Annotated in this window: 18 protein-coding genes and 1 pseudogene; 9 read left to right on the forward strand and 10 right to left on the reverse strand. The window is 74.4% G+C overall.

The window, feature by feature from the left end; genetic code table 11:
* Nucleotides 1-71: 71 nt before the first annotated feature.
* Nucleotides 72-815, forward strand: coding sequence for a PH domain-containing protein (locus GL259_RS24490; RefSeq protein WP_159535481.1), 744 nt, complete (start codon nucleotides 72-74; stop codon nucleotides 813-815).
* A 79-nt stretch (nucleotides 816-894) separates the two neighbouring features.
* Here GL259_RS24490 and GL259_RS24495 read toward each other — a convergent pair whose 3' ends face one another.
* The 3 genes and pseudogenes from GL259_RS24495 to GL259_RS24505 form a co-directional block, all read right to left on the reverse strand.
* On the reverse strand, nucleotides 895-2,526 hold the full coding sequence (locus GL259_RS24495; protein WP_159535482.1) for a phospho-sugar mutase: 1,632 nt from the start codon (nucleotides 2,524-2,526) through the stop codon (nucleotides 895-897).
* A gap of 465 nt (nucleotides 2,527-2,991) precedes the next feature.
* Nucleotides 2,992-3,815 (reverse strand): annotated as a pseudogene (locus tag GL259_RS24500) (purine-nucleoside phosphorylase).
* A gap of 102 nt (nucleotides 3,816-3,917) precedes the next feature.
* Nucleotides 3,918-4,385, reverse strand: a complete 468-nt coding sequence (locus GL259_RS24505; protein ID WP_159535483.1) for a gamma-glutamylcyclotransferase — start codon at nucleotides 4,383-4,385, stop codon at nucleotides 3,918-3,920.
* 95 nt (nucleotides 4,386-4,480) lie between these two features.
* On the opposite strand from GL259_RS24505, the gene GL259_RS24510 reads away from it, so the two are divergent.
* Nucleotides 4,481-5,929: an NAD(P)H-quinone dehydrogenase gene (locus GL259_RS24510; protein ID WP_159535484.1), complete on the forward strand. Its 1,449-nt coding sequence runs from the start codon at nucleotides 4,481-4,483 to the stop codon at nucleotides 5,927-5,929.
* Nucleotides 5,930-6,085: 156 nt separating this feature from the next.
* Nucleotides 6,086-7,045, forward strand: coding sequence for a DeoR/GlpR family DNA-binding transcription regulator (locus GL259_RS24515; RefSeq protein ID WP_159535485.1), 960 nt, complete (start codon nucleotides 6,086-6,088; stop codon nucleotides 7,043-7,045).
* Between the two features lie 58 nt (nucleotides 7,046-7,103).
* On the opposite strand, the gene GL259_RS24520 is transcribed toward GL259_RS24515, so the two are convergent.
* The gene (locus GL259_RS24520; RefSeq protein ID WP_159535486.1) at nucleotides 7,104-7,283 is read right to left on the reverse strand and encodes a hypothetical protein; all 180 of its coding nucleotides are present in this window, start codon (nucleotides 7,281-7,283) and stop codon (nucleotides 7,104-7,106) included.
* 94 nt (nucleotides 7,284-7,377) lie between these two features.
* Entirely contained in the window at nucleotides 7,378-9,150 is a 1,773-nt protein-coding gene (locus GL259_RS24525; RefSeq protein WP_159535487.1) for a biotin carboxylase N-terminal domain-containing protein, read from the reverse strand.
* A 339-nt stretch (nucleotides 9,151-9,489) separates the two neighbouring features.
* On the opposite strand from GL259_RS24525, the gene GL259_RS24530 reads away from it, so the two are divergent.
* The gene (locus GL259_RS24530; RefSeq protein ID WP_243762377.1) at nucleotides 9,490-9,999 is read left to right on the forward strand and encodes a hypothetical protein; all 510 of its coding nucleotides are present in this window, start codon (nucleotides 9,490-9,492) and stop codon (nucleotides 9,997-9,999) included.
* Here GL259_RS24530 and GL259_RS24535 read toward each other — a convergent pair.
* The 4 genes from GL259_RS24535 to GL259_RS24545 form a co-directional block, all read right to left on the reverse strand.
* A complete protein-coding gene (locus tag GL259_RS24535) occupies nucleotides 9,968-10,588 on the reverse strand; it encodes a nucleoside triphosphate pyrophosphatase (protein WP_159535488.1) in 621 nt (206 codons plus the stop codon). The genes GL259_RS24530 and GL259_RS24535 overlap by 32 nt on opposite strands.
* A 31-nt stretch (nucleotides 10,589-10,619) precedes the next feature.
* Nucleotides 10,620-10,748: a hypothetical protein gene (locus GL259_RS39360; RefSeq protein ID WP_279578630.1), complete on the reverse strand. Its 129-nt coding sequence runs from the start codon at nucleotides 10,746-10,748 to the stop codon at nucleotides 10,620-10,622.
* Nucleotides 10,749-10,835: 87 nt separating this feature from the next.
* Nucleotides 10,836-11,048, reverse strand: coding sequence for an acyl-CoA carboxylase epsilon subunit (locus GL259_RS24540; RefSeq protein ID WP_159535489.1), 213 nt, complete (start codon nucleotides 11,046-11,048; stop codon nucleotides 10,836-10,838).
* Between the two features lie 30 nt (nucleotides 11,049-11,078).
* Nucleotides 11,079-12,668 (reverse strand): acyl-CoA carboxylase subunit beta, encoded by a 1,590-nt coding sequence (locus GL259_RS24545; protein ID WP_159535490.1) that lies wholly within the window; start codon nucleotides 12,666-12,668, stop codon nucleotides 11,079-11,081.
* A gap of 110 nt (nucleotides 12,669-12,778) precedes the next feature.
* Between GL259_RS24545 and GL259_RS24550 the strand changes: the two genes are divergently transcribed.
* Both GL259_RS24550 and GL259_RS24555 read left to right on the forward strand, forming a co-directional pair.
* Nucleotides 12,779-13,645 carry a biotin--[acetyl-CoA-carboxylase] ligase gene (locus GL259_RS24550; RefSeq protein ID WP_159535491.1) on the forward strand — a complete coding sequence of 289 codons (867 nt, stop codon included), beginning with the start codon at nucleotides 12,779-12,781 and terminating at the stop codon, nucleotides 13,643-13,645.
* Nucleotides 13,646-13,857: 212 nt separating this feature from the next.
* Nucleotides 13,858-15,015, forward strand: coding sequence for an adenylate/guanylate cyclase domain-containing protein (locus tag GL259_RS24555; protein WP_159535492.1), 1,158 nt, complete (start codon nucleotides 13,858-13,860; stop codon nucleotides 15,013-15,015).
* Here GL259_RS24555 and GL259_RS24560 read toward each other — a convergent pair.
* Nucleotides 15,012-15,626 (reverse strand): hypothetical protein, encoded by a 615-nt coding sequence (locus GL259_RS24560; RefSeq protein WP_208026511.1) that lies wholly within the window; start codon nucleotides 15,624-15,626, stop codon nucleotides 15,012-15,014. The two genes, GL259_RS24555 and GL259_RS24560, sit on opposite strands and share 4 nt — an antisense overlap.
* 214 nt (nucleotides 15,627-15,840) lie before the next feature.
* Between GL259_RS24560 and GL259_RS24565 the strand changes: the two genes are divergently transcribed.
* The 3 genes from GL259_RS24565 (at nucleotide 15,841) to hutH (ending at nucleotide 19,610) form a co-directional block, all read left to right on the forward strand.
* A complete protein-coding gene (locus tag GL259_RS24565; protein ID WP_159535493.1) occupies nucleotides 15,841-16,641 on the forward strand; it encodes an enoyl-CoA hydratase-related protein in 801 nt (266 codons plus the stop codon).
* A gap of 98 nt (nucleotides 16,642-16,739) precedes the next feature.
* A complete protein-coding gene (locus GL259_RS24570; RefSeq protein WP_166461549.1) occupies nucleotides 16,740-17,888 on the forward strand; it encodes a GGDEF domain-containing protein in 1,149 nt (382 codons plus the stop codon).
* A 183-nt stretch (nucleotides 17,889-18,071) separates the two neighbouring features.
* The gene (gene hutH / locus GL259_RS24575; protein ID WP_159538938.1) at nucleotides 18,072-19,610 is read left to right on the forward strand and encodes a histidine ammonia-lyase; all 1,539 of its coding nucleotides are present in this window, start codon (nucleotides 18,072-18,074) and stop codon (nucleotides 19,608-19,610) included.
* The last annotated feature ends 82 nt before the right edge of the window (nucleotides 19,611-19,692 follow it).

Here is a 19,692-nt window from a genome sequence, read left to right on the forward strand (position 1 = left end):
GCCCGCCGGCGGCGCCGCCCGGATCCCACCGCGCACGAGCGCTTCCGGAGCCGTCGTGCAGAATCGGGGGCATGACGACCCCCGACCCCCAGTCGCCTGCGCCGGAGCCCTCGAAGCCCACGAAGCCCTCGAAGGCCCCGCAGTCCCCGGCGCCCGCGGCGCCCCGGTACAAGGACCGGATCTACCGCTCGCCCGCGGCCCTCGCCGGCGGCGCGCTGCTGCTCGCCCTCGTCGCGTGGCTCGGCATCGACGCGATGGTCACCGGGGAGGGCCGCACACCGTGGCTGGCGCTCGCCGTGATGCTCCTCGTCGTGCCCCTGGTCGTCGCCTACACCCTGCGCCCCGCGGTCTTCGTCAACGACGACCGGCTGCGCGTCCGCAACCCCTTCCGCGTCGTCGTGCTGCCCTGGGGGCAGGTCGTCTCCCTGCGCTCCGGCTTCACCAACGAGGTCGTCGACGCCTCCGACACCAAGTACCAGCTGTGGGCCCTGCCCGTGTCGCTGCGCGCCCGCAAGAAGGCGTCGCGGGCCCAGGCCCGGCTGGACGCGCAGGCCGCGCGCGGCGGGCGCGGCGGCCGTCGTGACGGGCAGGGCCCCGGTGCCGGCCTCGGGCTCGGGCTCGGTCCCGGGGGCGTCGTCGAGGCGCCGAAGCGGGCGGAGACCGACCAGGCCATGGACGAGCTGCGCAAGACGCACGAGGCCCGGCAGGAGGAGCCGGCGGCCCAGGGCGAGGTGACCGTGCGGTGGGCCTACGAGATCGCGGGACCGGCGCTCGCGGGGGCCGTGCTGCTGGCGGTCCTGCTGGCCGTGGGCTGAGCGCGCGGCGGGTCCGTCCCGGGGCCCGTGGTCCGGAGCGCCCGCCGGGCGCTCCGGACCACGGGCCCCGCCGCGTTCCTCAGATGCCGGCCGCCCGCGCCAGGTCCCGCTTGAGCGCGGTCAGCAGCTCCGCCGCCGTCGCGCGGGCCGCGGGCAGGTCGCTCCGCGCGGCGACCGGGACCACCACCTCCAGGTAGCACTTCAGCTTGGGTTCCGTGCCGCTGGGGCGGACGATCACCCGGGCGCCGTCCAGGGTGTAGCGCAGGCCGTCCGTGGGCGGGAGCCGGTCCGTGCCCCGGGTCAGGTCCTCGGCGGCGGTGACCCGCAGGCCCGCCAGCTCGGCCGGGGGCCGCTCGCGCAGGCGGCGCATCGCGGCCGCGATGAGGGAGAGGTCCTGGACGCGGACCGAGAGCTGGTCGGTGGCGTGCAGGCCGTGCTCCACGGCGAGGTCGTCGAGGAGGTCCAGGAGGGTGCGGCCCCCGGCCTTCAGCACGGAGGCCAGCTCCGTGAGGAGGAGGGCGGCCGTGATGCCGTCCTTGTCGCGCACGCCGTCCGGGTCGACGCAGTAGCCCAGCGCCTCCTCGTAGCCGTAGCGCAGGCCCTCGGCGCGGGCGATCCACTTGAAGCCGGTCAGGGTCTCCTCGTGGCGGAGCCCGGCCTTCCCGGCGATGCGGCCGAGGAGCGAGGACGACACGATCGACTCGGCGAACGTGCCGGTCGCCCCGCGGCGGACCAGGTGGGCGGCGAGCAGGGCGCCGACCTCGTCGCCGCGCAGCATGCGCCAGTCGTCCCCGTCCCTGACGGCCGCGGCGCAGCGGTCGGCGTCCGGGTCGTTGGCGATGACCAGGTCGGGCTCCGTCTCGCGGGCCTTGGCGAAGGCGAGGTCCATCGCGCCGGGCTCCTCCGGGTTGGGGAACGCGACGGTCGGGAACTCCGGGTCGGGGTCGGCCTGCTCGGCGACGAGGTCGGGGGCGGGGAAGCCGGCGCGGGCGAAGGCGGCGAGGAGGACGTCCTTGCCGACGCCGTGCATCGCCGTGTAGACCGTGCGGGCGGTGCGCGGGGAGCCCTCGGCCAGGACGGCGTCCGTGCGGGCGAGGTAGGCGTCCAGGACGGCGTCGTCGAGGGTCTCCCAGCCCTCCGTGGGGCGGGGGACCGTGGTGAGGGAGGCGACGGCGGCGATCTCCGCGGCGATCTCCGCGTCGGCCGGGGGGACGATCTGGGAGCCGTCGCCGAGGTACACCTTGTAGCCGTTGTCGCGGGGCGGGTTGTGGCTGGCGGTGACCTCCACCCCGGCGACCGCGCCGAGGTGCCGGATGGCGAAGGCGAGGACGGGCGTGGGGAGGGGGCGGGGCAGGACGGCCGCCCTGAGGCCGGCGCCGGTCATGACGGCGGCGGTGTCGCGGGCGAAGTCGGCCGACTTGTGGCGGGCGTCGTAGCCGATGACGACGAGACCGCCGGCGTGGCCGTTCTTGCGGAGGTACGCGGCGAGGCCGGCGGCGGCGCGGATGACGACGGAGCGGTTCATGCGCATCGGGCCGGCGCCGAGTTCGCCGCGGAGGCCGGCGGTGCCGAACTGGAGGGTGCCGCCGAAGCGGGCGGCGAGCTCGGCGTGGTCCCCGGCGTCGATGAGGCGGGCGAGTTCCTCGCGGGTGTCCGCGTCGGGGTCCTCGGCCAGCCAGGCCTTGGCGCGTGCGATGAGGTCGTCTTGCACGGTCGGTCAGCCTCTCGTCGTGCGGGCACCTGCGGCGGGCCGGGCGGAGCCGGGTGCGGGTGCCCGCGGTGCGTGTGCGGATTCGGGTGGGTGCGGATTCTTGCGGTCGGGTGGACGGGGGCGCGGGTCCGGCACCCGCGGCGCGGCCGCGGGTCCGGCGGGGCGGGCGCAGCGCCTGCGCTCCGGCGGCGGGACGGGGTGCCCACGGGGTGTCCGTCCCCGGCCCGGCGTGCACGGCGGACCGGCGCGGGGGCGGGCGCCGGCGCACCGGGCCGCGGCGGGCGGGACGCTCCCGTCCCGCCCCCTTCCCGCCGTGCGCGGGCGCCGGACGCCCGCCGTTCGGTCCGGCTTCCCGCCGTACGCGCCCGCGGGTGCGTACGGCGCCGTCTCCACCTTCTCGCCGGGCGCGGGTGCCCGCCATCGTCGCGGCCGGCGCCCGCCGTACGACGGCGGGCGCGCCCCGTTCTACAGGCGGCCGAGGACCTGGGCCAGCAGGGAGCCCATCCGGGTGGCGGAGTCGCGGCCCGCCTGGAGGACCTCCTCGTGGTTGAGGGGTTCGCCCGTCATGCCGGCGGCCAGGTTGGTGACCAGGGAGATGCCCAGGACCTCGGCGCCCGCCTCACGGGCGGCGATGGCCTCCAGGACCGTGGACATGCCGACCAGGTCCGCGCCGATGACGCGGGCCATGCGGATCTCGGCCGGGGTCTCGTAGTGAGGGCCGGGGAACTGGGCGTAGACCCCCTCCTCCAGGGTGGGGTCGACCTCCTTGCACAGGGCGCGCAGGCGGGGGAGTAGAGGTCCGTGAGGTCGACGAAGTTGGCGCCGACGATGGGGGAGGTGGCCGTGAGGTTGATGTGGTCGCTGATCAGGACCGGCTGGCCGGGGCGCATGCCCGCGCGCAGGCCGCCGCAGCCGTTGGTCAGGACGACGGTCTTGGCACCGGCGGCCACGGCGGTGCGCACGCCGTGGGCGACGGCGGCGACCCCGCGGCCCTCGTAGTAGTGGGTGCGGCCCAGGAAGACCAGGGCGCGCTTGGCACCGATGCGGTAGGAGCGGATCTTGCCGCCGTGGCCCTCGACCACCGGCGGCGGGAAGCCGGGCAGCTCGGTGACCTGGAACTCGACCTCGGGGGTGCCGAGGGCGTCCACGGCCGGCGCCCAGCCGGAGCCCATCACGAGGGCGACGTCGTGGGTCTCGGCGCCGGTGAGTTCGCGCAGGCGCGCGGCGGCGGCGTCGGCTGCGGCGTAGGGGTCGCCCTGGATGTCGTCCGGAAGAAGAGAAGCGTTCACGCGACGAGGGTAGCCGGTATTCGCCTACGCGCGTAGATGCCGACGCTCGCGGGGGGCGATCGTTGTCTTGTCGTTTCCGACGGGGAACCCCCCGGCGCGCGCTCAGCAGGGGCGCTTGCGCAGCTCCATCACGTAGTCGTGGGGCGCGCCCGCGGACTCCGCCGCGTCGGCGATCCCGCCCAGGTAGCGGGCCGAGGGCAGGCCGCCCTCGTAGGCGTTGAGGACGTAGGTCCAGGCGGGCTCCTCGCCGTCCAGGGTGTGCACGCGGACCCGGGTGCGGCGGTAGAGGTCCAGGCCGACGCCCTCCCGGCGGTCCAGCCGCTCCTCGTCCATGGGGGCGATGTCGTACAGCGCCACGAAGACCTGGGCCAGCGGGTCCTCGACGAGGGTCACCAGCGCGCCCTCGCCCGGGTCCTCGTCCTCGCCCGGGTGCGCGAGACCCCGGCCCTCGCCCCCGAACGTCAGCCGCCACCCGTTCAGCCAGCCGGTGGCGCGCAGCGGCGAGTGCGGGGCGCGGCGGGACATCAGCCGCGCGTCGAGGTTGCCGGCGTACGCGGCGTAGAGCGACATGGGGGAAGGGTACGGCAGGCGGCACGGCACCGGTCCGGTAACGGCGGGGCCACGGGCGGGCCCCCGGGCGGTCGCACCGTGAGGTGTGCGGGACAATGGAGTACGTGACTCGGATCGTGATCATCGGTGGCGGACCCGGCGGATACGAAGCGGCGCTGGTCGCCGCGCAGCTCGGCGCGGAGGTGACCGTCGTCGACTGCGACGGTCTGGGCGGGGCGTCGGTGCTCACCGACTGCGTGCCGTCGAAGACCCTGATCGCCACGGCCGAGGTGATGACCACCTTCGACTCCTCGTACGAGGAGCTGGGCATCATCGTCGCCGACGACACCCCGCCCATGGAGCAGGCCGCCCGGGTGGTCGGCGTGGACCTGGGCAAGGTCAACCGGCGGGTGAAGCGGCTCGCCCTGGCCCAGTCGCACGACATCACCGCGTCCGTGACCCGGGCCGGCGCGCGCGTGCTGCGCGGGCGCGGGCGCCTGGAGGGCATGCAGGCCCTCGACGGGTCGCGCAAGGTCGTGGTGCGCGCCGCCGACGGGACCGAGGAGACGCTCGTCGCGGACGCCGTGCTCATCGCCACCGGCGGGCACCCGCGTGAGCTGCCCGACGCCAGGCCCGACGGCGAGCGGATCCTGAACTGGACCCAGGTGTACGACCTGAACGAGCTCCCCGAGGAGCTCATCGTGGTCGGATCCGGTGTCACGGGTGCCGAGTTCGCCGGCGCCTACCAGGCGCTCGGTTCCAAGGTGACGCTCGTGTCGTCGCGCGACCGGGTGCTGCCGGGCGAGGACCCGGACGCCGCCGCGGTGCTGGAGGACGTCTTCCGCCGGCGCGGCATGAACGTCATGGCGCGCTCGCGGGCGCAGTCCGCGAAGCGGGTCGGCGACCGGGTGGAGGTGACCCTCGCCGACGGGCGCGTGATCACCGGCTCGCACTGCCTGATGGCCGTCGGCGCCATCCCCAACACCGAGGGCATGGGCCTGGAGGAGGCCGGGGTCAGGCTGCGCGACTCCGGGCACGTCTGGACCGACAAGGTGTCCCGGACCACGGCGCCGGGCGTGTACGCCGCCGGTGACGTGACCGGTGTGTTCGCGCTGGCCTCGGTGGCCGCCATGCAGGGGCGCATCGCGATGTACCACTTCCTCGGCGACGCGGTCGCCCCGCTGAACCTGAAGACCGTCTCGTCGAACGTCTTCACCGACCCCGAGATCGCCACCGTCGGGTACACCCAGGCCGACGTCGACGCCGGCAAGATCGACGCCCGGGTCGTGAAGCTGCCGCTGCTGCGCAACCCCCGCGCGAAGATGCAGGGCATCCGCGACGGCTTCGTCAAGATCTTCTGCCGGCCGGGCACCGGCATCGTGGTGGGCGGCGTCGTCGTCGCGCCGCGCGCCTCGGAACTCATCCACCCCATCTCGATCGCGGTCGACAACAACCTGACGGTGGAACAGATCGCGAACGCCTTCACGGTCTACCCCTCGCTGTCGGGTTCGATCGCCGAGGTGGCGCGCCAGCTGCACACCCGCAAGACGGGCGGCGAGGCCTGACGGCCGGGAACGGCTCCCCGCCGCTCACCGGCCGTGCGGCCGGCACGGGCGGCGGGACCGGGCCTTATACCACCTGACGTGGTGTCGTGCGAACAACTTCTGCTATTCAGCGCAAACTGCTGAAAGCAGACGGTCGTCGGCGTTACTGTCAGTTTCGTGTTCGCTGCAGAACGTCGCCAATTGATCCTCGAAATGGTGCGAGCGAACGGGGCCGTGTCGCTCCGTGAGCTCGCCCGCGTCGTCCAGACCTCCGAAGTGACCGTACGGCGGGACGTGCGCGCGCTGGAGGCAGAAGGACTCCTCGACCGCCGGCACGGCGGTGCGGTACTGCCGGGCGGGTTCACGCGGGAGTCCGGCTTTCCGCAGAAGTCACATCTCGCGACCGCCGAGAAGACCGCCATCGCCGACCTCGCCGCGAACTTCGTGGAGGAGGGCGAGGCCATCGTGGTCGGCGCGGGCACCACCACGCAGGAGCTGGCGCGCCGGCTGGCCCGGGTGCCCGGGCTGACCGTCGTCACCAACTCGCTGCTGGTCGCCCAGGCCCTGGCCCACGCCAACCGGGTGGAGGTCGTGATGACCGGCGGCACGCTCCGCGGCTCGAACTACGCCCTCGTCGGCAGCGGTGCCGAACAGTCCCTCCAGGGACTGCGGGTGTCCCGGGCCTTCCTGTCCGGGAGCGGGCTGACCGCCGAGCGGGGGCTCTCCACGTCCAACATGCTGTCGGCCTCGGTCGACCGGGCGCTGGTGCAGGCCGCGGCGGAGGTGGTGGTCCTCGCCGACCACACCAAGCTCGGTACGGACACCATGTTCCAGACCGTGCCCACGGACCTCATCACCCGCCTCGTGACGGACGAGCCGCCCGCCCACGACGACCGCGCGGCCACCGAGCTCCAGGCGCTCGCCGACCAGGGCGTGCAGATCGCCGTCGCCGGCGCGCCGGGAGGTGCCGCGGGCCCGGCGGAGGGGGACGGTCCTCCGGCGCGCCGGCAGCGCCGCGACGTGCCCCTCCCCGGGCCGCGCCGCCAGGGCCCGGGGCTGCGTCCCGCCGTGGCGCTCGGAGCCGCCGAGCAGCCCCAGGAACGGGGGGCGCGGGTGGCGGACATGCGCCGGCGGTGAGCGGGCGCGGGGCGGGTCGCCTCGTGCTGATCACCCCGTACCGGCCATCCCGTACTGGTCACCCCGTGCCGGCCGTCCCGTAGGCCGGCGCGAGCGCGATCGCCAGGAGGTCCGCCGACGCGGCGATCAGCGCCGGGGCGAGCAGCCCCGACACTCCCGCGCTCACCGTCCGGCCGAGCCGCGCGGCCTTCCCGGTCCGCCGGACCGCGTCGTCGTACAGGGCGTCGTCATCGCCCACCGCCGCATCGTACGGAGGTTCCACGGGCCCGCACGCCGAGGGCGCCCGGCGGATCCTCGATCGGTCCGCCGGGCGCCCTGTGACGAGGTGCCGCTCAGTCCTTGATCTCGCAGATCGCCGCGCCGGACGTCACCGACGCGCCGACCTCGGCGCTCAGGCCCTTGACGGTGCCGGACTTGTGGGCGTTGAGGGGCTGCTCCATCTTCATGGCCTCCAGGACGACGACCAGGTCGCCCTCCTTGACCTCCTGGCCCTCCTCCACGGCGATCTTGACGATCGTGCCCTGCATCGGGGAGGCGAGGGTGTCGCCCGAGGCGACCGGGCCGGACTTCTTGGCCGCCCGCCGCTTCGGCTTCGCGCCCGCCGCCAGGCCGGTGCGGGCCAGGGACATGCCCAGCGAGGCCGGGAGGGACACCTCCAGGCGCTTGCCGCCGACCTCGACGACGACCGTCTCGCGGCCCGCGTCCTCGTCGGCCTCCGCGTCCACGGCGGCGGTGAAGGGCTTGATCTCGTTGACGAACTCGGTCTCGATCCAGCGGGTGTGCACCGTGAACGGATCGGCCGAACCGGTGAGTTCGGGGGCGAACGCCGGGTCCCTGACCACCGCGCGGTGGAACGGGATGGCCGTGGCCATGCCCTCGACCTGGAACTCCTCCAGCGCACGGGCGGCGCGCTCCAGCGCCTCCTTGCGGGTGCGGCCGGTGACGATCAGCTTCGCCAGCAGGGAGTCCCAGGCCGGGCCGATCACGCTGCCCGACTCCACGCCCGCGTCCAGCCGGACACCCGGACCCGACGGCGGGGCGAACTTCGTGACCGTCCCCGGAGCGGGCAGGAAGTTGCGGCCCGGGTCCTCGCCGTTGATGCGGAACTCGAAGGAGTGGCCGCGCAGCACCGGGTCGTCGTAGCCGAGCTCCTCGCCGTCGGCGATGCGGAACATCTCGCGCACCAGGTCGATGCCGGCGACCTCCTCGGTGACCGGGTGCTCCACCTGCAGACGGGTGTTGACCTCCAGGAAGGAGATCGTGCCGTCGAGGCCGACCAGGAACTCCACCGTGCCGGCGCCGACGTAGCCGGCCTCCTTCAGGATCGCCTTGGAGGCGCGGTACAGCTCGGCCATCTGCGCCTCGGACAGGAACGGCGCCGGGGCCTCCTCGACCAGCTTCTGGTGGCGGCGCTGGAGGGAGCAGTCACGGGTGGAGACCACCACGACGTTGCCGTGCTGGTCGGCCAGGCACTGCGTCTCCACGTGGCGGGGCTTGTCGAGGTAGCGCTCGACGAAGCACTCGCCGCGGCCGAAGGCGGCGACCGCCTCGCGCACCGCGGAGTCGTACAGCTCCGGCACCTCCTCCAGCGTGCGGGCGACCTTCAGGCCGCGCCCGCCGCCGCCGAAGGCGGCCTTGATGGCGATCGGCAGACCGTGCTCCTCGGCGAAGGCGACGACCTCCTCCGCACCGCTCACCGGATCGGGCGTACCCGCCACCAGCGGGGCGCCGGCGCGCTGGGCGATGTGCCGGGCGGCGACCTTGTCACCGAGGTCGCGGATGGCCTGCGGCGGCGGGCCGATCCAGATCAGGCCCGCGTCCAGCACCGCCTGCGCGAATTCCGCGTTCTCGGAGAGGAAGCCGTAGCCGGGGTGGACGGCGTCGGCACCCGACTCACGCGCGGCGTTCAGCACCTTGCCGATGTCGAGGTAACTGGTGGCCGGGGTGTCACCGCCCAGAGCGAACGCCTCATCCGCGGCGCGGACATGCAGAGCGTCCCGGTCCGGGTCGGCATAGACGGCAACGCTCGCGATCCCGGCGTCCCGGCAGGCCCGGGCCACGCGGACAGCGATTTCGCCACGGTTGGCGATGAGCACCTTGCGCACGATTGAGGCTCCCTCCTTGAAACAAGCCGAGTTTAGGGACTGCCGACACGGCACTTCGACCCGTCCCCAGTGGTGAGCTTGCCCACACGGAGCGTGATGCGAGGCTTGCTCGACCTGGGAAATCCCTTGTCACACCGCGGTACGCAGGACTTCTCCCGGAAACCCTAGCCGTCCTCTGTGGTCAAGGTCTCTGTGAGAGCGTGCTGCGGCCCACTTGGTTTCTTTGTCGAGTCCCTACGAATGGCCCAATGATTCTTTGCCCCCCGCGGACCTCTTGTCCTGAGGTTTACCCGTTAGTAGCGTTCACGTCGCCCCAACATACTCGGGGTAACCACAGTCGTGCTCGAAAGTGGGTGGGGGCCGGTGGTGCGCAGACCGGTGGCGTGGGTCCTGGCGCTCGTGCTGTTGGCCGAGGCGCTCGGCGTGGCGGTGCTGAACTGGCTCCTGGGGACGGTCGTCGACCGGCAGGACATGTCGCTGGCCGGTCTCGACCCGCACGTGATGTCGGCGTCCTCGAAGATCGGCGGGATCGTCTTCGGGCTCTACTTCGCGCTGTGCGCCCTGGTGGCCCTGCTGGTCGCCGTGCGCGACCGGGCGCCGGCCGGCCTCGGCCGGGTGCTGCTGATCAGCGCCGCGGTGGTGCACGCGCTGCTGGGCGCGTTCGCGTGGGGGCTGGTCGGCCCGGCCGCGTTCGTGTTCCTGGTGGGGGTGCTGGGTCTCGTCGTGCTGCTGCTGATGACGTACGACGGCCGCCCGGAGGAGCCCGCCGGCCCCGGCACCGCCCCCGAGGGCGGCCCCGGCGGCGACGGCTCCCCGGTCACGCCTCCGGCGGCGCCCACAGCTCCGTGATGCCCACGCCCAGCTCCGCCAGCAGGCGGCGCACCAGCGGCAGGCTGATGCCGATGACGTTGCCGTGGTCGCCGTCGATGCCGTCGATGAACGGGCCCGAGCGGCCGTCCAGGGTGAACGCCCCGGCGACGTGGAGGGGCTCGCCGGAGGCCACGTAGGCGGCGATCTCCTCGTCGGTGGGATCGCCGAAGCGGACGACGGTGGAGGCGGTGGCGGAGACGTAACGGCCGCTGAGGGTGTCGTAGACGCAGTGGCCGGTCTGGAGCGTGCCCGCGCGGCCCCGCATGGCCTTCCAGCGCGCGGTGGCCTCCCCGGAGTCCGCGGGCTTGCCGAGGGCCTGGCCGTCCAGTTCGAGGACCGAGTCGCAGCCGATCACCAGCGCGCCCTTGACCTCGGGCTTCGCGGCGACGACGGACGCCTTGGCCTCGGCCAGGGCGAGCGCCAGCTCGGCGGGGGTGGGGGCGGTGACGGCGTCCTCGTCGACCCCGCTGACGATCACCTCGGGGGCGAGCCCGGCCTGGCGGAGCAGCCCGAGCCGGGCGGGGGACTGGGAGGCGAGCACGAGTCGGCGGCGCGGCTGATCTGTCATGCGATCAGCGTATCGACGTCGCCCGGATGCCTCACCTCACGCCGATCACGAGCATCGAGAGGACCATGGCCAGCGCCACGAGAACGCCCAGCCGCCGCAGCATCGCCTGCGTGTCCCGCAGTTCTTCCGGCGGCTCGTTCTCGGGGTCGGACCACAGCATGCCTTCCATCGTCCGGCCCCGGCCCGGGTGCGCGCCTGAGTACGCGTACTCAACTTCCCGGCCGGGGCCCGGTACGGGGGACCCGCGCTACGAGCCCGGCCAGTACGTCCGCGACCACGCCGTCGGCCCCGGCTGGGGCAGGCGGTTCGCCGCGATGCGGGACGGGTCGGACCAGGAGTCGCGGGGAGCGGGCGCGCCGGACGGCGGGGCGGACGCCGCCGCGGCGCGGGCGCGGACCACCGCCAGTGCGGCGGCCAGCTCCTCCGGGGTCGGGTTGCCCCGAAGAACCTTGATCGTCATGGTGCTTCCCATCGATCGGCGGGGGGCGGGCTACAGGGGGATGTTGCCGTGCTTCTTCGGAGGCAGTGATTCCCGCTTGGTGCGCAGCTGACGCAGGCCCCGCACGATGTGCCGGCGGGTGTCGGACGGCATGATCACCGCGTCGACGTAGCCGCGCTCGGCCGCGACGTAGGGGTTGAGGAGGGTGTCCTCGTACTCCTGCATCAGACGGGCGCGGGTCGCCTCCGGATCGTCCGATTCGGCGATGGTGCGGCGGTGCAGGATGTTGACGGCGCCCTGCGCGCCCATCACCGCGATCTGGGCGGTCGGCCAGGCGAGGTTGAGGTCGGCGCCCAGGTGCTTGGAGCCCATGACGTCGTAGGCCCCGCCGAACGCCTTGCGGGTGATGACGGTGATGAGGGGGACGGTGGCCTCGGCGTAGGCGTAGATCAGCTTGGCGCCGCGGCGGATGATGCCGTCGTGCTCCTGGTCCACGCCGGGCAGGAAGCCGGGGACGTCGACGAAGGTGATCACCGGGACGTTGAAGGCGTCGCAGGTGCGCACGAAGCGGGCGGCCTTCTCGGAGGCGGTGATGTCCAGGCAGCCGGCGAACTGCATCGGCTGGTTGGCGACGATGCCGACGGGGCGGCCCTCGACGCGGCCGAAGCCGGTGAGGATGTTCGGCGCGAACAGCGGCTGCGTCTCGAAGAACTCGGCGTCGTCCAGGACGTGCTCGATCACCGTGTGCATGTCGTACGGCTGGTTCGCCGAGTCCGGGACGACCGTGTCCAGCTCGCGGTCCTCGTCGGTGAGGGAGAGGTCGGCCTCCTCGGGGAAGGCCGGGGGCTCGGAGAGGTTGTTGGACGGCAGGTACGACAGCAGCTGCTTGACGTACTCGATGGCGTCCTTCTCGTCGCCGGCCATGTGGTGGGCCACGCCCGAGGTGGAGTTGTGGGTGCGGGCGCCGCCCAGCTCCTCGAAGCCGACGTCCTCGCCGGTGACCGTCTTGATGACGTCCGGGCCGGTGATGAACATGTGGCTGGTCTGGTCGACCATGACCGTGAAGTCGGTGATCGCGGGGGAGTACACCGCACCGCCCGCGCACGGGCCGACGACCAGGCTGATCTGCGGGATCACGCCGGAGGCGTGGGTGTTGCGGCGGAAGATCTCGCCGTAGGCGCCGAGGGAGGCCACGCCCTCCTGGATGCGGGCGCCGCCGGAGTCGTTGATGCCGATGACCGGGCAGCCGGTCTTCAGCGCGAAGTCCATCACCTTGACGATCTTCTGGCCGTAGACCTCGCCCAGCGCCCCGCCGAAGACCGTGAAGTCCTGCGAGAAGACGGCGACCGGGCGGCCGTCGACGGTGCCGTACCCGGTGACGACGCCGTCGCCGTAGGGGCGGTTCCGGTCGAGGCCGAAGTGGGTGGAGCGGTGCCGGGCGAACTCGTCCAGTTCGACGAAGGAGCCTTCGTCGAGCAGGAGGTCGATCCGCTCACGGGCCGTCAGTTTGCCCTTGGAGTGCTGCTTCTCGACGGCGCGTGCGGAGCCGGCGTGCGTCGCCTCTTCGATGCGACGCCGAAGGTCCGCGAGCTTGCCCGCGGTCGTGTGGATGTCAGGCTGCTGCTCTTCCGGCTCGGACATCGGGATGCGGCTCCCTGCCTGCTCAAAAGGGGGGACGGTTACTCATCCGTAGCGTAGTGGGGGGTCCCGTCATCGGCAGTGCGGTGTTTACCACACCTAGGGTGGCTTGCATGACGCCGCGAGATGCATCAGAACCGTTCGGAAACCGTTGGTCGGACCTGGACCGGCCGCCCCTCAACGTGGGCGCGTTGCGCCGGGGGCTGGTACGGGAGGGGTCGCTGTGGTCGCAGGTGGACGTGGTGCAGCGGACCGGGTCGACCAACTCCGATCTGGTGGCGCGGGCGGCCGAGGGACGGGCGGGGGAGGGGGCTGTGCTCGTCGCCGAGGAGCAGACCGCCGGGCGGGGGCGGCTGGACCGGCGGTGGACCGCGCCGCCCCGGTCGGGGCTGTTCTTCTCCGTGCTGCTCACGCCGCGCGAGGTGCCGGTGGCCCGGTGGGGCTGGCTGCCGCTGCTGACGGGGGTCGCGGTGGCGACGGGACTGTCGCGGGCGGCGGGGGTGGACACGGCGCTGAAGTGGCCCAACGACGTGCTGGTGACCGTGGGCGGCGAGGAACGCAAGGCCGGGGGCATCCTCGCGGAGCGGGCGGGGGACGGCGGGGTGGTCATCGGGGTCGGGATCAACGTGAGCCTGCGCGCTGACGAGCTGCCGGTGCCGACGGCCGGGTCGCTGGCGCTGGCCGGGGCGGTCGGCACGGACCGGGACCCGCTGCTGCGGGGGATGCTGCGGGCGCTGGAGGAGTGGTACGGGCGGTGGCGGGCGGCCGGAGGCGATCCCGCGGAGTGCGGTCTGCAGGAGACGTACGCGGCGGGGTGCGCGACGCTCGGGCGGGTGGTGCGGGCGGAGCTGCCGGGGGAGCGGTCCGTGGTGGGGGAGGCGGTCGCCGTGGACGGGGACGGGCGGCTGGTGATCGCCACGGAGGAGGGGGTGCAGGAGCCCGTGGGGGCGGGGGACATCGTGCACCTGCGCCCCGCCTGAGCGGGGACCCGGGCGGCGCGCGTGCGGGATCGGGTGCGGGCGGGCCGGGGCGCGGTGGCGCCGGACCGCGCGCCCCGCGCCGGCCCCGGGCGACGGGAAGGCGCCGGTCACCTCACCGCCGGCCCAACCGAACGGAGTGAGCTGGCGCACACCTGCCGTAGAGTTGAGGCCGGTCGATACATGGCCGTGGCAGATCGGAAGGGCAGCAACGCGTGACCGTCGACGACTCGGGTTCCGGCACGGACGCGCAGGGCCGGGTGGAGCCTCCTCCACTCTCGGCTTCGCTCGAGCGGGGGGACACCCATCCCGCCGACACCGGCGAGGACCCGCTCGCCCTGCGCCTCGAACAGCTCATCCTGGGCGCCGAACGCCGTTACACACCCTTCCAGGCGGCCCGCAGCGCCGGCGTCACCATGGAGCTGGCCACGCGGTTCTGGCGCGCCATGGGCTTCGCCGACGTGGGTCAGGCCAAGGCGCTCACGGAGGCGGACGTACTGGCGCTGCGCCGGCTGGCCGGTCTGGTGGAGGCGGGGCTGCTGAGCGAGGCCATGGCGGTGCAGGTGGCGCGGTCCACCGGGCAGACCACCGCGCGGCTGGCCGAGTGGCAGATCGACTCGTTCCTGGAGGGGCTGACCGAGCCGCCCGAGCCGGGGATGACCCGGACCGAGGTGACGTATCCGATCGTCGAGCTGCTCCTGCCCGAGCTGGAGGAGTTCCTGGTGTACGTCTGGCGGCGCCAGCTCGCCGCCTCGGCCGGGCGCGTGGTGCAGGGGGCCGACGACGAGGAGATGGTGGACCGGCGGCTCGCCGTCGCGTTCGCCGACCTGGTGGGGTTCACGCGGCTCACCCGGCGGATGGAGGAGGAGGAGCTCGGCGAGCTCGTCGAGGCCTTCGAGACCACCGCCGCCGACCTGGTGGCGGCGCGCGGCGGGCGGCTCATCAAGACGCTGGGCGACGAGGTGCTGTACGTCGCGGACGACGCGGGCACGGCCGCGGAGATCGCCGTGCGGCTGATCGAGACCATGGCGAACGACGAGACGATGCCGGAGCTGCGGGTCGGCATGGCGTTCGGCACCGTGACCACCCGGATGGGCGATGTCTTCGGCACCACGGTCAATCTGGCCTCCCGGCTCACGTCCATAGCCCCGCGGGACGCCGTGCTCGTCGACACCGCCTTCGCCGAGGAACTGATCCGCACCGGTGACGCCCCCGCCTCCGAGGCGGCGGCGGCCGAGGCGGTGGCCGCGGCCGAGAAGGAGGGCGAGGAGCCGCCGACGTACCGGTTCGCGCTGCAGCCGATGTGGCAGCGGCCGGTGCGCGGTCTCGGTGTCGTGGAGCCCTGGCTGCTCACGCGCCGCAACGGGGTCTAGTCCACACCGCCGACGCACAGGCCGATGACCGGGAGGCACAGACCGGGATCGGGGTTGGGGTCGGGGTCCGGTTCGTCCGGCCGGGCCGGTGGTGGTTCCGGGGACGCGGGCGGGGGTGTTCGGGTGCGGGACGGGGCCGGTGGCGGGGGAGCGGTCGGGTCCGGTGCCCGGGTCGCGGGTTTCCGGGGTGGGACGGCCGAGGGGGAGGCCGGATCGGCCGGATCGGCGGCGGCCGGGGAACGTGCCGGTGCGGAGGACGCCGGCGTGCCCGGGGCGAGCGGGGTCGTGTTCTGGCCGCCCAGGGCGGTGGGGGAGGAAGGGCCGGTCTCGGGGGCGGAAGTCGGTGGGGCCGGGGTGCCGCCCGTGACGGTGGGCGCCGGGCCGGTGGACGTGTGCGGGCGGGGGACGGCCTCCGCGCCGACGCCCTCGCCGCCCGGGCCGGAGAGCAGGCGGACGAGGCCGAGGGCGCCCGCGGTCAGGACCAGGCCGCCGGCCGCCAGCAGGGCCTTGCGCGGGCGGGGCCTGCGGTGACGGCCCCGGGGGTGCGGGCCCGTGCGTTCCGGTGACCCGTCGGGCCCCGGTGCGGGTGGTGCCGGCGTGTTCGGTGTCATCGCGATCCCTCCCCTGCGTACGCGCCCCCGACGCGCCGCGGTGGAGCGCACGCTATGCGCTCCCGTGGAGGAGGGCCGCCGGAGTCGGCCGGATGTCACTCGAACGGGTGGGCGGGGGGTGACGGGGGAACCGGGCGTGAGCCCTTTTCCGGTGGGGTGCCGTGCTGCGATGATCGGGGCGAGCGATGTTAACCCGCGTTAACCGGAGGGTGTCATGAGTGAGGAACGGTTCGGGGAGTTCGTGCTGGTGCGCCGGCACGGGGAGGGGCATGTCGCGGAGCTCGTCCTCGACCGCCCCAAGGCCATGAACGCCGTGTCGACCGGAATGGCCCGCTCGATCGCCGGAGCCTGCGCGGCGCTGGGGGAGGACCGCGGTGTCCGGGTGGTGGTGCTGACCTCCTCGCACGAGCGGGCGTTCTGCGTGGGGGCCGACCTGAAGGAGCGCAACTCCTTCAGCGACGCCGACCTGGTGCGCCAGCGCCCCGTGGCGCGCGGGGCGTACACCGGGGTGCTCGAGCTGCCGGTGCCCACGGTCGCGGCGGTGCACGGGTTCGCCCTGGGCGGCGGCTTCGAGCTGGCCCTGTCGTGCGACGTGATCGTGGCCGACCGCACGGCCGTGGTGGGGCTGCCCGAGGTGTCCGTCGGGGTGATCCCGGGCGGTGGCGGCACGCAGCTGCTGCCCCGGCGGGTGGGCGCGGCGCGCGCCGCCGAGCTGATCTTCACGGCGCGGCGGGTGGAGGCCGCCGAGGCCCGGGAGCTGGGGCTCGTCGACGAGCTGGTGGAGGAGGGGCGGGACCGGGAGGCGGCCCTGGCCCTGGCGTCCCGGATCGCCGCGAACTCCCCGGTGGGGCTGCGGGCGGCCAAGCGGGCGCTGCGCCTGGGACACGGGCTGGACCTGTCCGCCGGCCTCGAGGTCGAGGACGCGGCCTGGCGGTCGGTGGCGTTCTCGGGCGACCGCGCGGAGGGGGTCGCCGCCTTCAACGAGAAGCGCAAGCCGAACTGGCCGGGGGAGTAGCGGGGCCCGCTCCCGCCCTCCGGCCCGTCCCGGTGCGGCCGGTCCCCGTTCGCGTCTCCGATGTCCCGGTTCGCCCCGAATCTCCTTAGCCTGGAGGGATGGGTGAGGACAGCCGGCTGGCGGCCGTGGTGGCGCTGGCCCAGGGCATGGCCGCCGCGCAGGGTTCACGGGAGGCCTGGCGGGCCGCGGCGGTCGGGGCCTGCCGGGCGCTGGGCGGGAGCTTCGCCGCGCTGTCGGTGTGGGAGCGGGAGCTCGGGCGGCTGCGGGTCCTGGTGAACGTCGGGGAGCTGGCCGAGGGGGAGGAGGAGTTCCCGGACGACGAGTCCTACCCGGTGCACCAGTTCGCCGAGATCACCGAGTTCCTGCACGAGCGGTGGGCCGGCGGCGGTGAGCCCGACGCCTGGGTGGAGACGGCCGAGGGGCCGGCGGCGGGGCGGCCGGGGTACCGCCACCAGCGGGTCGCGGCGCTGCGGCGGCGCGGGCGGGGATGCTGCGTGGTCGCCCCGATCGTGCTGCACGGGCGGGCGTGGGGCGAGCTGTACGTGGCCCGGCCGGCGGGCGTCCCCGTCTTCGGCCGGGGCGACGCCGACTTCGCCACCGTCCTGGCCGCCGTCGTGGCCGCCGGGATCGCGCAGACCGAGCGGCTGGAGGAGGCGCGCCGGCTGGCGTACACGGACGCGCTGACCGGGCTGGCCAACCGCCGGGCCGTGGACGCGCGGCTCGACGAGGCGATCGAGCGGCACCGCCGGGACGGGGCCGTCGTCAGCCTCGTGGTGTGCGACCTCAACGGGCTGAAGCGGGTCAACGACACCCTCGGGCACGCGGTCGGGGACCGGCTGCTGGAGCGGTTCGGGACCGTGCTGTCGCTGTGCGGGGCCATGCTGCCGGGGGCTCTGGCGGCGCGGCTCGGCGGGGACGAGTTCTGCCTGCTGTCCGTGGGGCCGTCCGCGGACGAGGTCGTCAAGGCGGCCGACGAGGTGTGCCGCCGGGCCGTCGAGCTGGGGATCGGTGACGGCGTCGCCTGCGGGGTGGCGTCCACCGAGGACCCCGTCGGGCCGGTGCGGTCCGCCCGGCGGCTGTTCCGGCTGGCCGACGCGGCGCAGTACCGGGCCAAGGCCGGCCGGGCCACCCATCCCGTCGTCGCCGGGCGGGAGGGGCCCGACGATCCCGTCCTGCGGCTCGCGGACGAGCCGTCGCGGGCGGCGGACGGGGAGCGGCGCCGGTTCCGGGGGCGGCACTCGCCGTAGGGCGTGCCGCGGGGGTGCCGCGGGGGTGCCGTCGTGGCACGGTGGGCACGGCGTGTGCCGGCTCGGCGTGAGGTGCGCGGGCGCGGCGGGTGCGGGTGCGGGTGTGACGTATTCGGTAAGGGGTGGGCCGGGCCCCCAGTGGTGACATCATTGAATTCACTGCGTACGCTCCTGAATATGGATATGCACACTGTGGTGGTGGGGACGTCCGGGGTGACCGCGTCCGACGTGCTCGCCGTGGCGCGCGGGGGTGCCCGCGTCGAACTGTCCGCGGAGGCGGTGGCCGCGCTCGCCGCGTCCCGCGGGATCGTGGACGCCCTGGCCGCCAAGCCGGACCCCGTCTACGGGGTGAGCACCGGCTTCGGCGCCCTCGCGACCCGGCACATCAGCCCGGAACTGCGCGCGCAGCTGCAGCGCAACATCGTCCGCTCGCACGCCGCCGGGATGGGGCCGCGCGTGGAGCGGGAGGTCGTCCGCGCCCTGATGTTCCTGCGGCTGAAGACCGTCTGCTCCGGGCGCACCGGGGTCCGGCCCGAGGTCGCGCGGACCATGGCCGACGTGCTGAACGCCGGCATCACCCCGGTCGTGCACGAGTACGGCTCCCTCGGCTGCTCCGGCGACCTGGCCCCGCTGTCCCACTGCGCCCTCACGCTGATGGGCGAGGGGGAGGCCGAGGGGCCCGACGGGAGCGTGCGGCCCGCAGGCGAGCTGCTCGCCGAGCACGGCATCCGGCCCGTCGAACTGCGCGAGAAGGAGGGGCTCGCCCTCCTCAACGGCACCGACGGCATGCTCGGCATGCTGATCATGGCCCTCGCCGACCTGGACACCCTGTACAGGTCCGCCGACGTCACGGCCGCCCTCAGCCTGGAGGCGCTGCTCGGCACCGACAAGGTGCTCGCCCCCGAGCTGCACGCCATCCGGCCGCACCCGGGCCAGGCCGCCAGCGCCGCCAACATGCTGGCCGTGCTGAGGGGTTCGGGGCTGACGGGACATCACCAGGACGACGCGCCCCGCGTCCAGGACGCCTACTCGGTGCGCTGCGCCCCGCAGGTGGCGGGCGCCGGACGGGACACCCTGGCCCACGCCCGGCTGGTCGCCGAGCGCGAACTGGCCTCCGCCGTCGACAATCCGGTGGTGCTGCCGGACGGGCGGGTCGAGTCCAACGGCAACTTCCACGGGGCCCCGGTCGCCTACGTCCTGGACTTCCTCGCCATCGCCGTCGCCGACCTCGGCTCCATCGCCGAGCGCCGCACCGACCGGCTGCTGGACAAGAACCGCAGCCACGGACTGCCGCCGTTCCTCGCCGACGACCCCGGTGTCGACTCCGGGCTGATGATCGCCCAGTACACGCAGGCCGCCCTGGTCAGCGAGCTGAAGCGGCTCGCCGTACCGGCGTCGGCGGACTCCATCCCGTCCTCCGCGATGCAGGAGGACCACGTCTCCATGGGCTGGTCGGCGGCGCGCAAGCTGCGCACGGCCGTGGACAACCTCACCCGGGTCCTCGCCGTCGAGCTGTACGCCGCCGCGCGCGCGGTGGAGCTGCGCGAGGGGCTGACGCCCGCGCCCGCGACCAGGGCCGTGATCGAGGCCGTGCGGGAAGCCGGCGTGGGGGGCCCGGGACCGGACCGGTACCTCGCGCCCGACCTCGCCGCGGCGGAGGCGTTCGTCCGCGACGGGCGGCTGGTCGCGGCCGCGGAGACGGTCACCGGGCCGCTGGGCTGAACCGGACGGGGCCCCGCACCGGCGTCGCGGGGCCCCGGAGGGCCGCCGGGGCCCCGGTGACGGTCCGTCATCCGCCGTGCGC

Origin of the sequence: Streptomyces sp. Tu 3180 (genome assembly GCF_009852415.1) — a bacterium.
Lineage (GTDB): Bacteria > Actinomycetota > Actinomycetes > Streptomycetales > Streptomycetaceae > Streptomyces.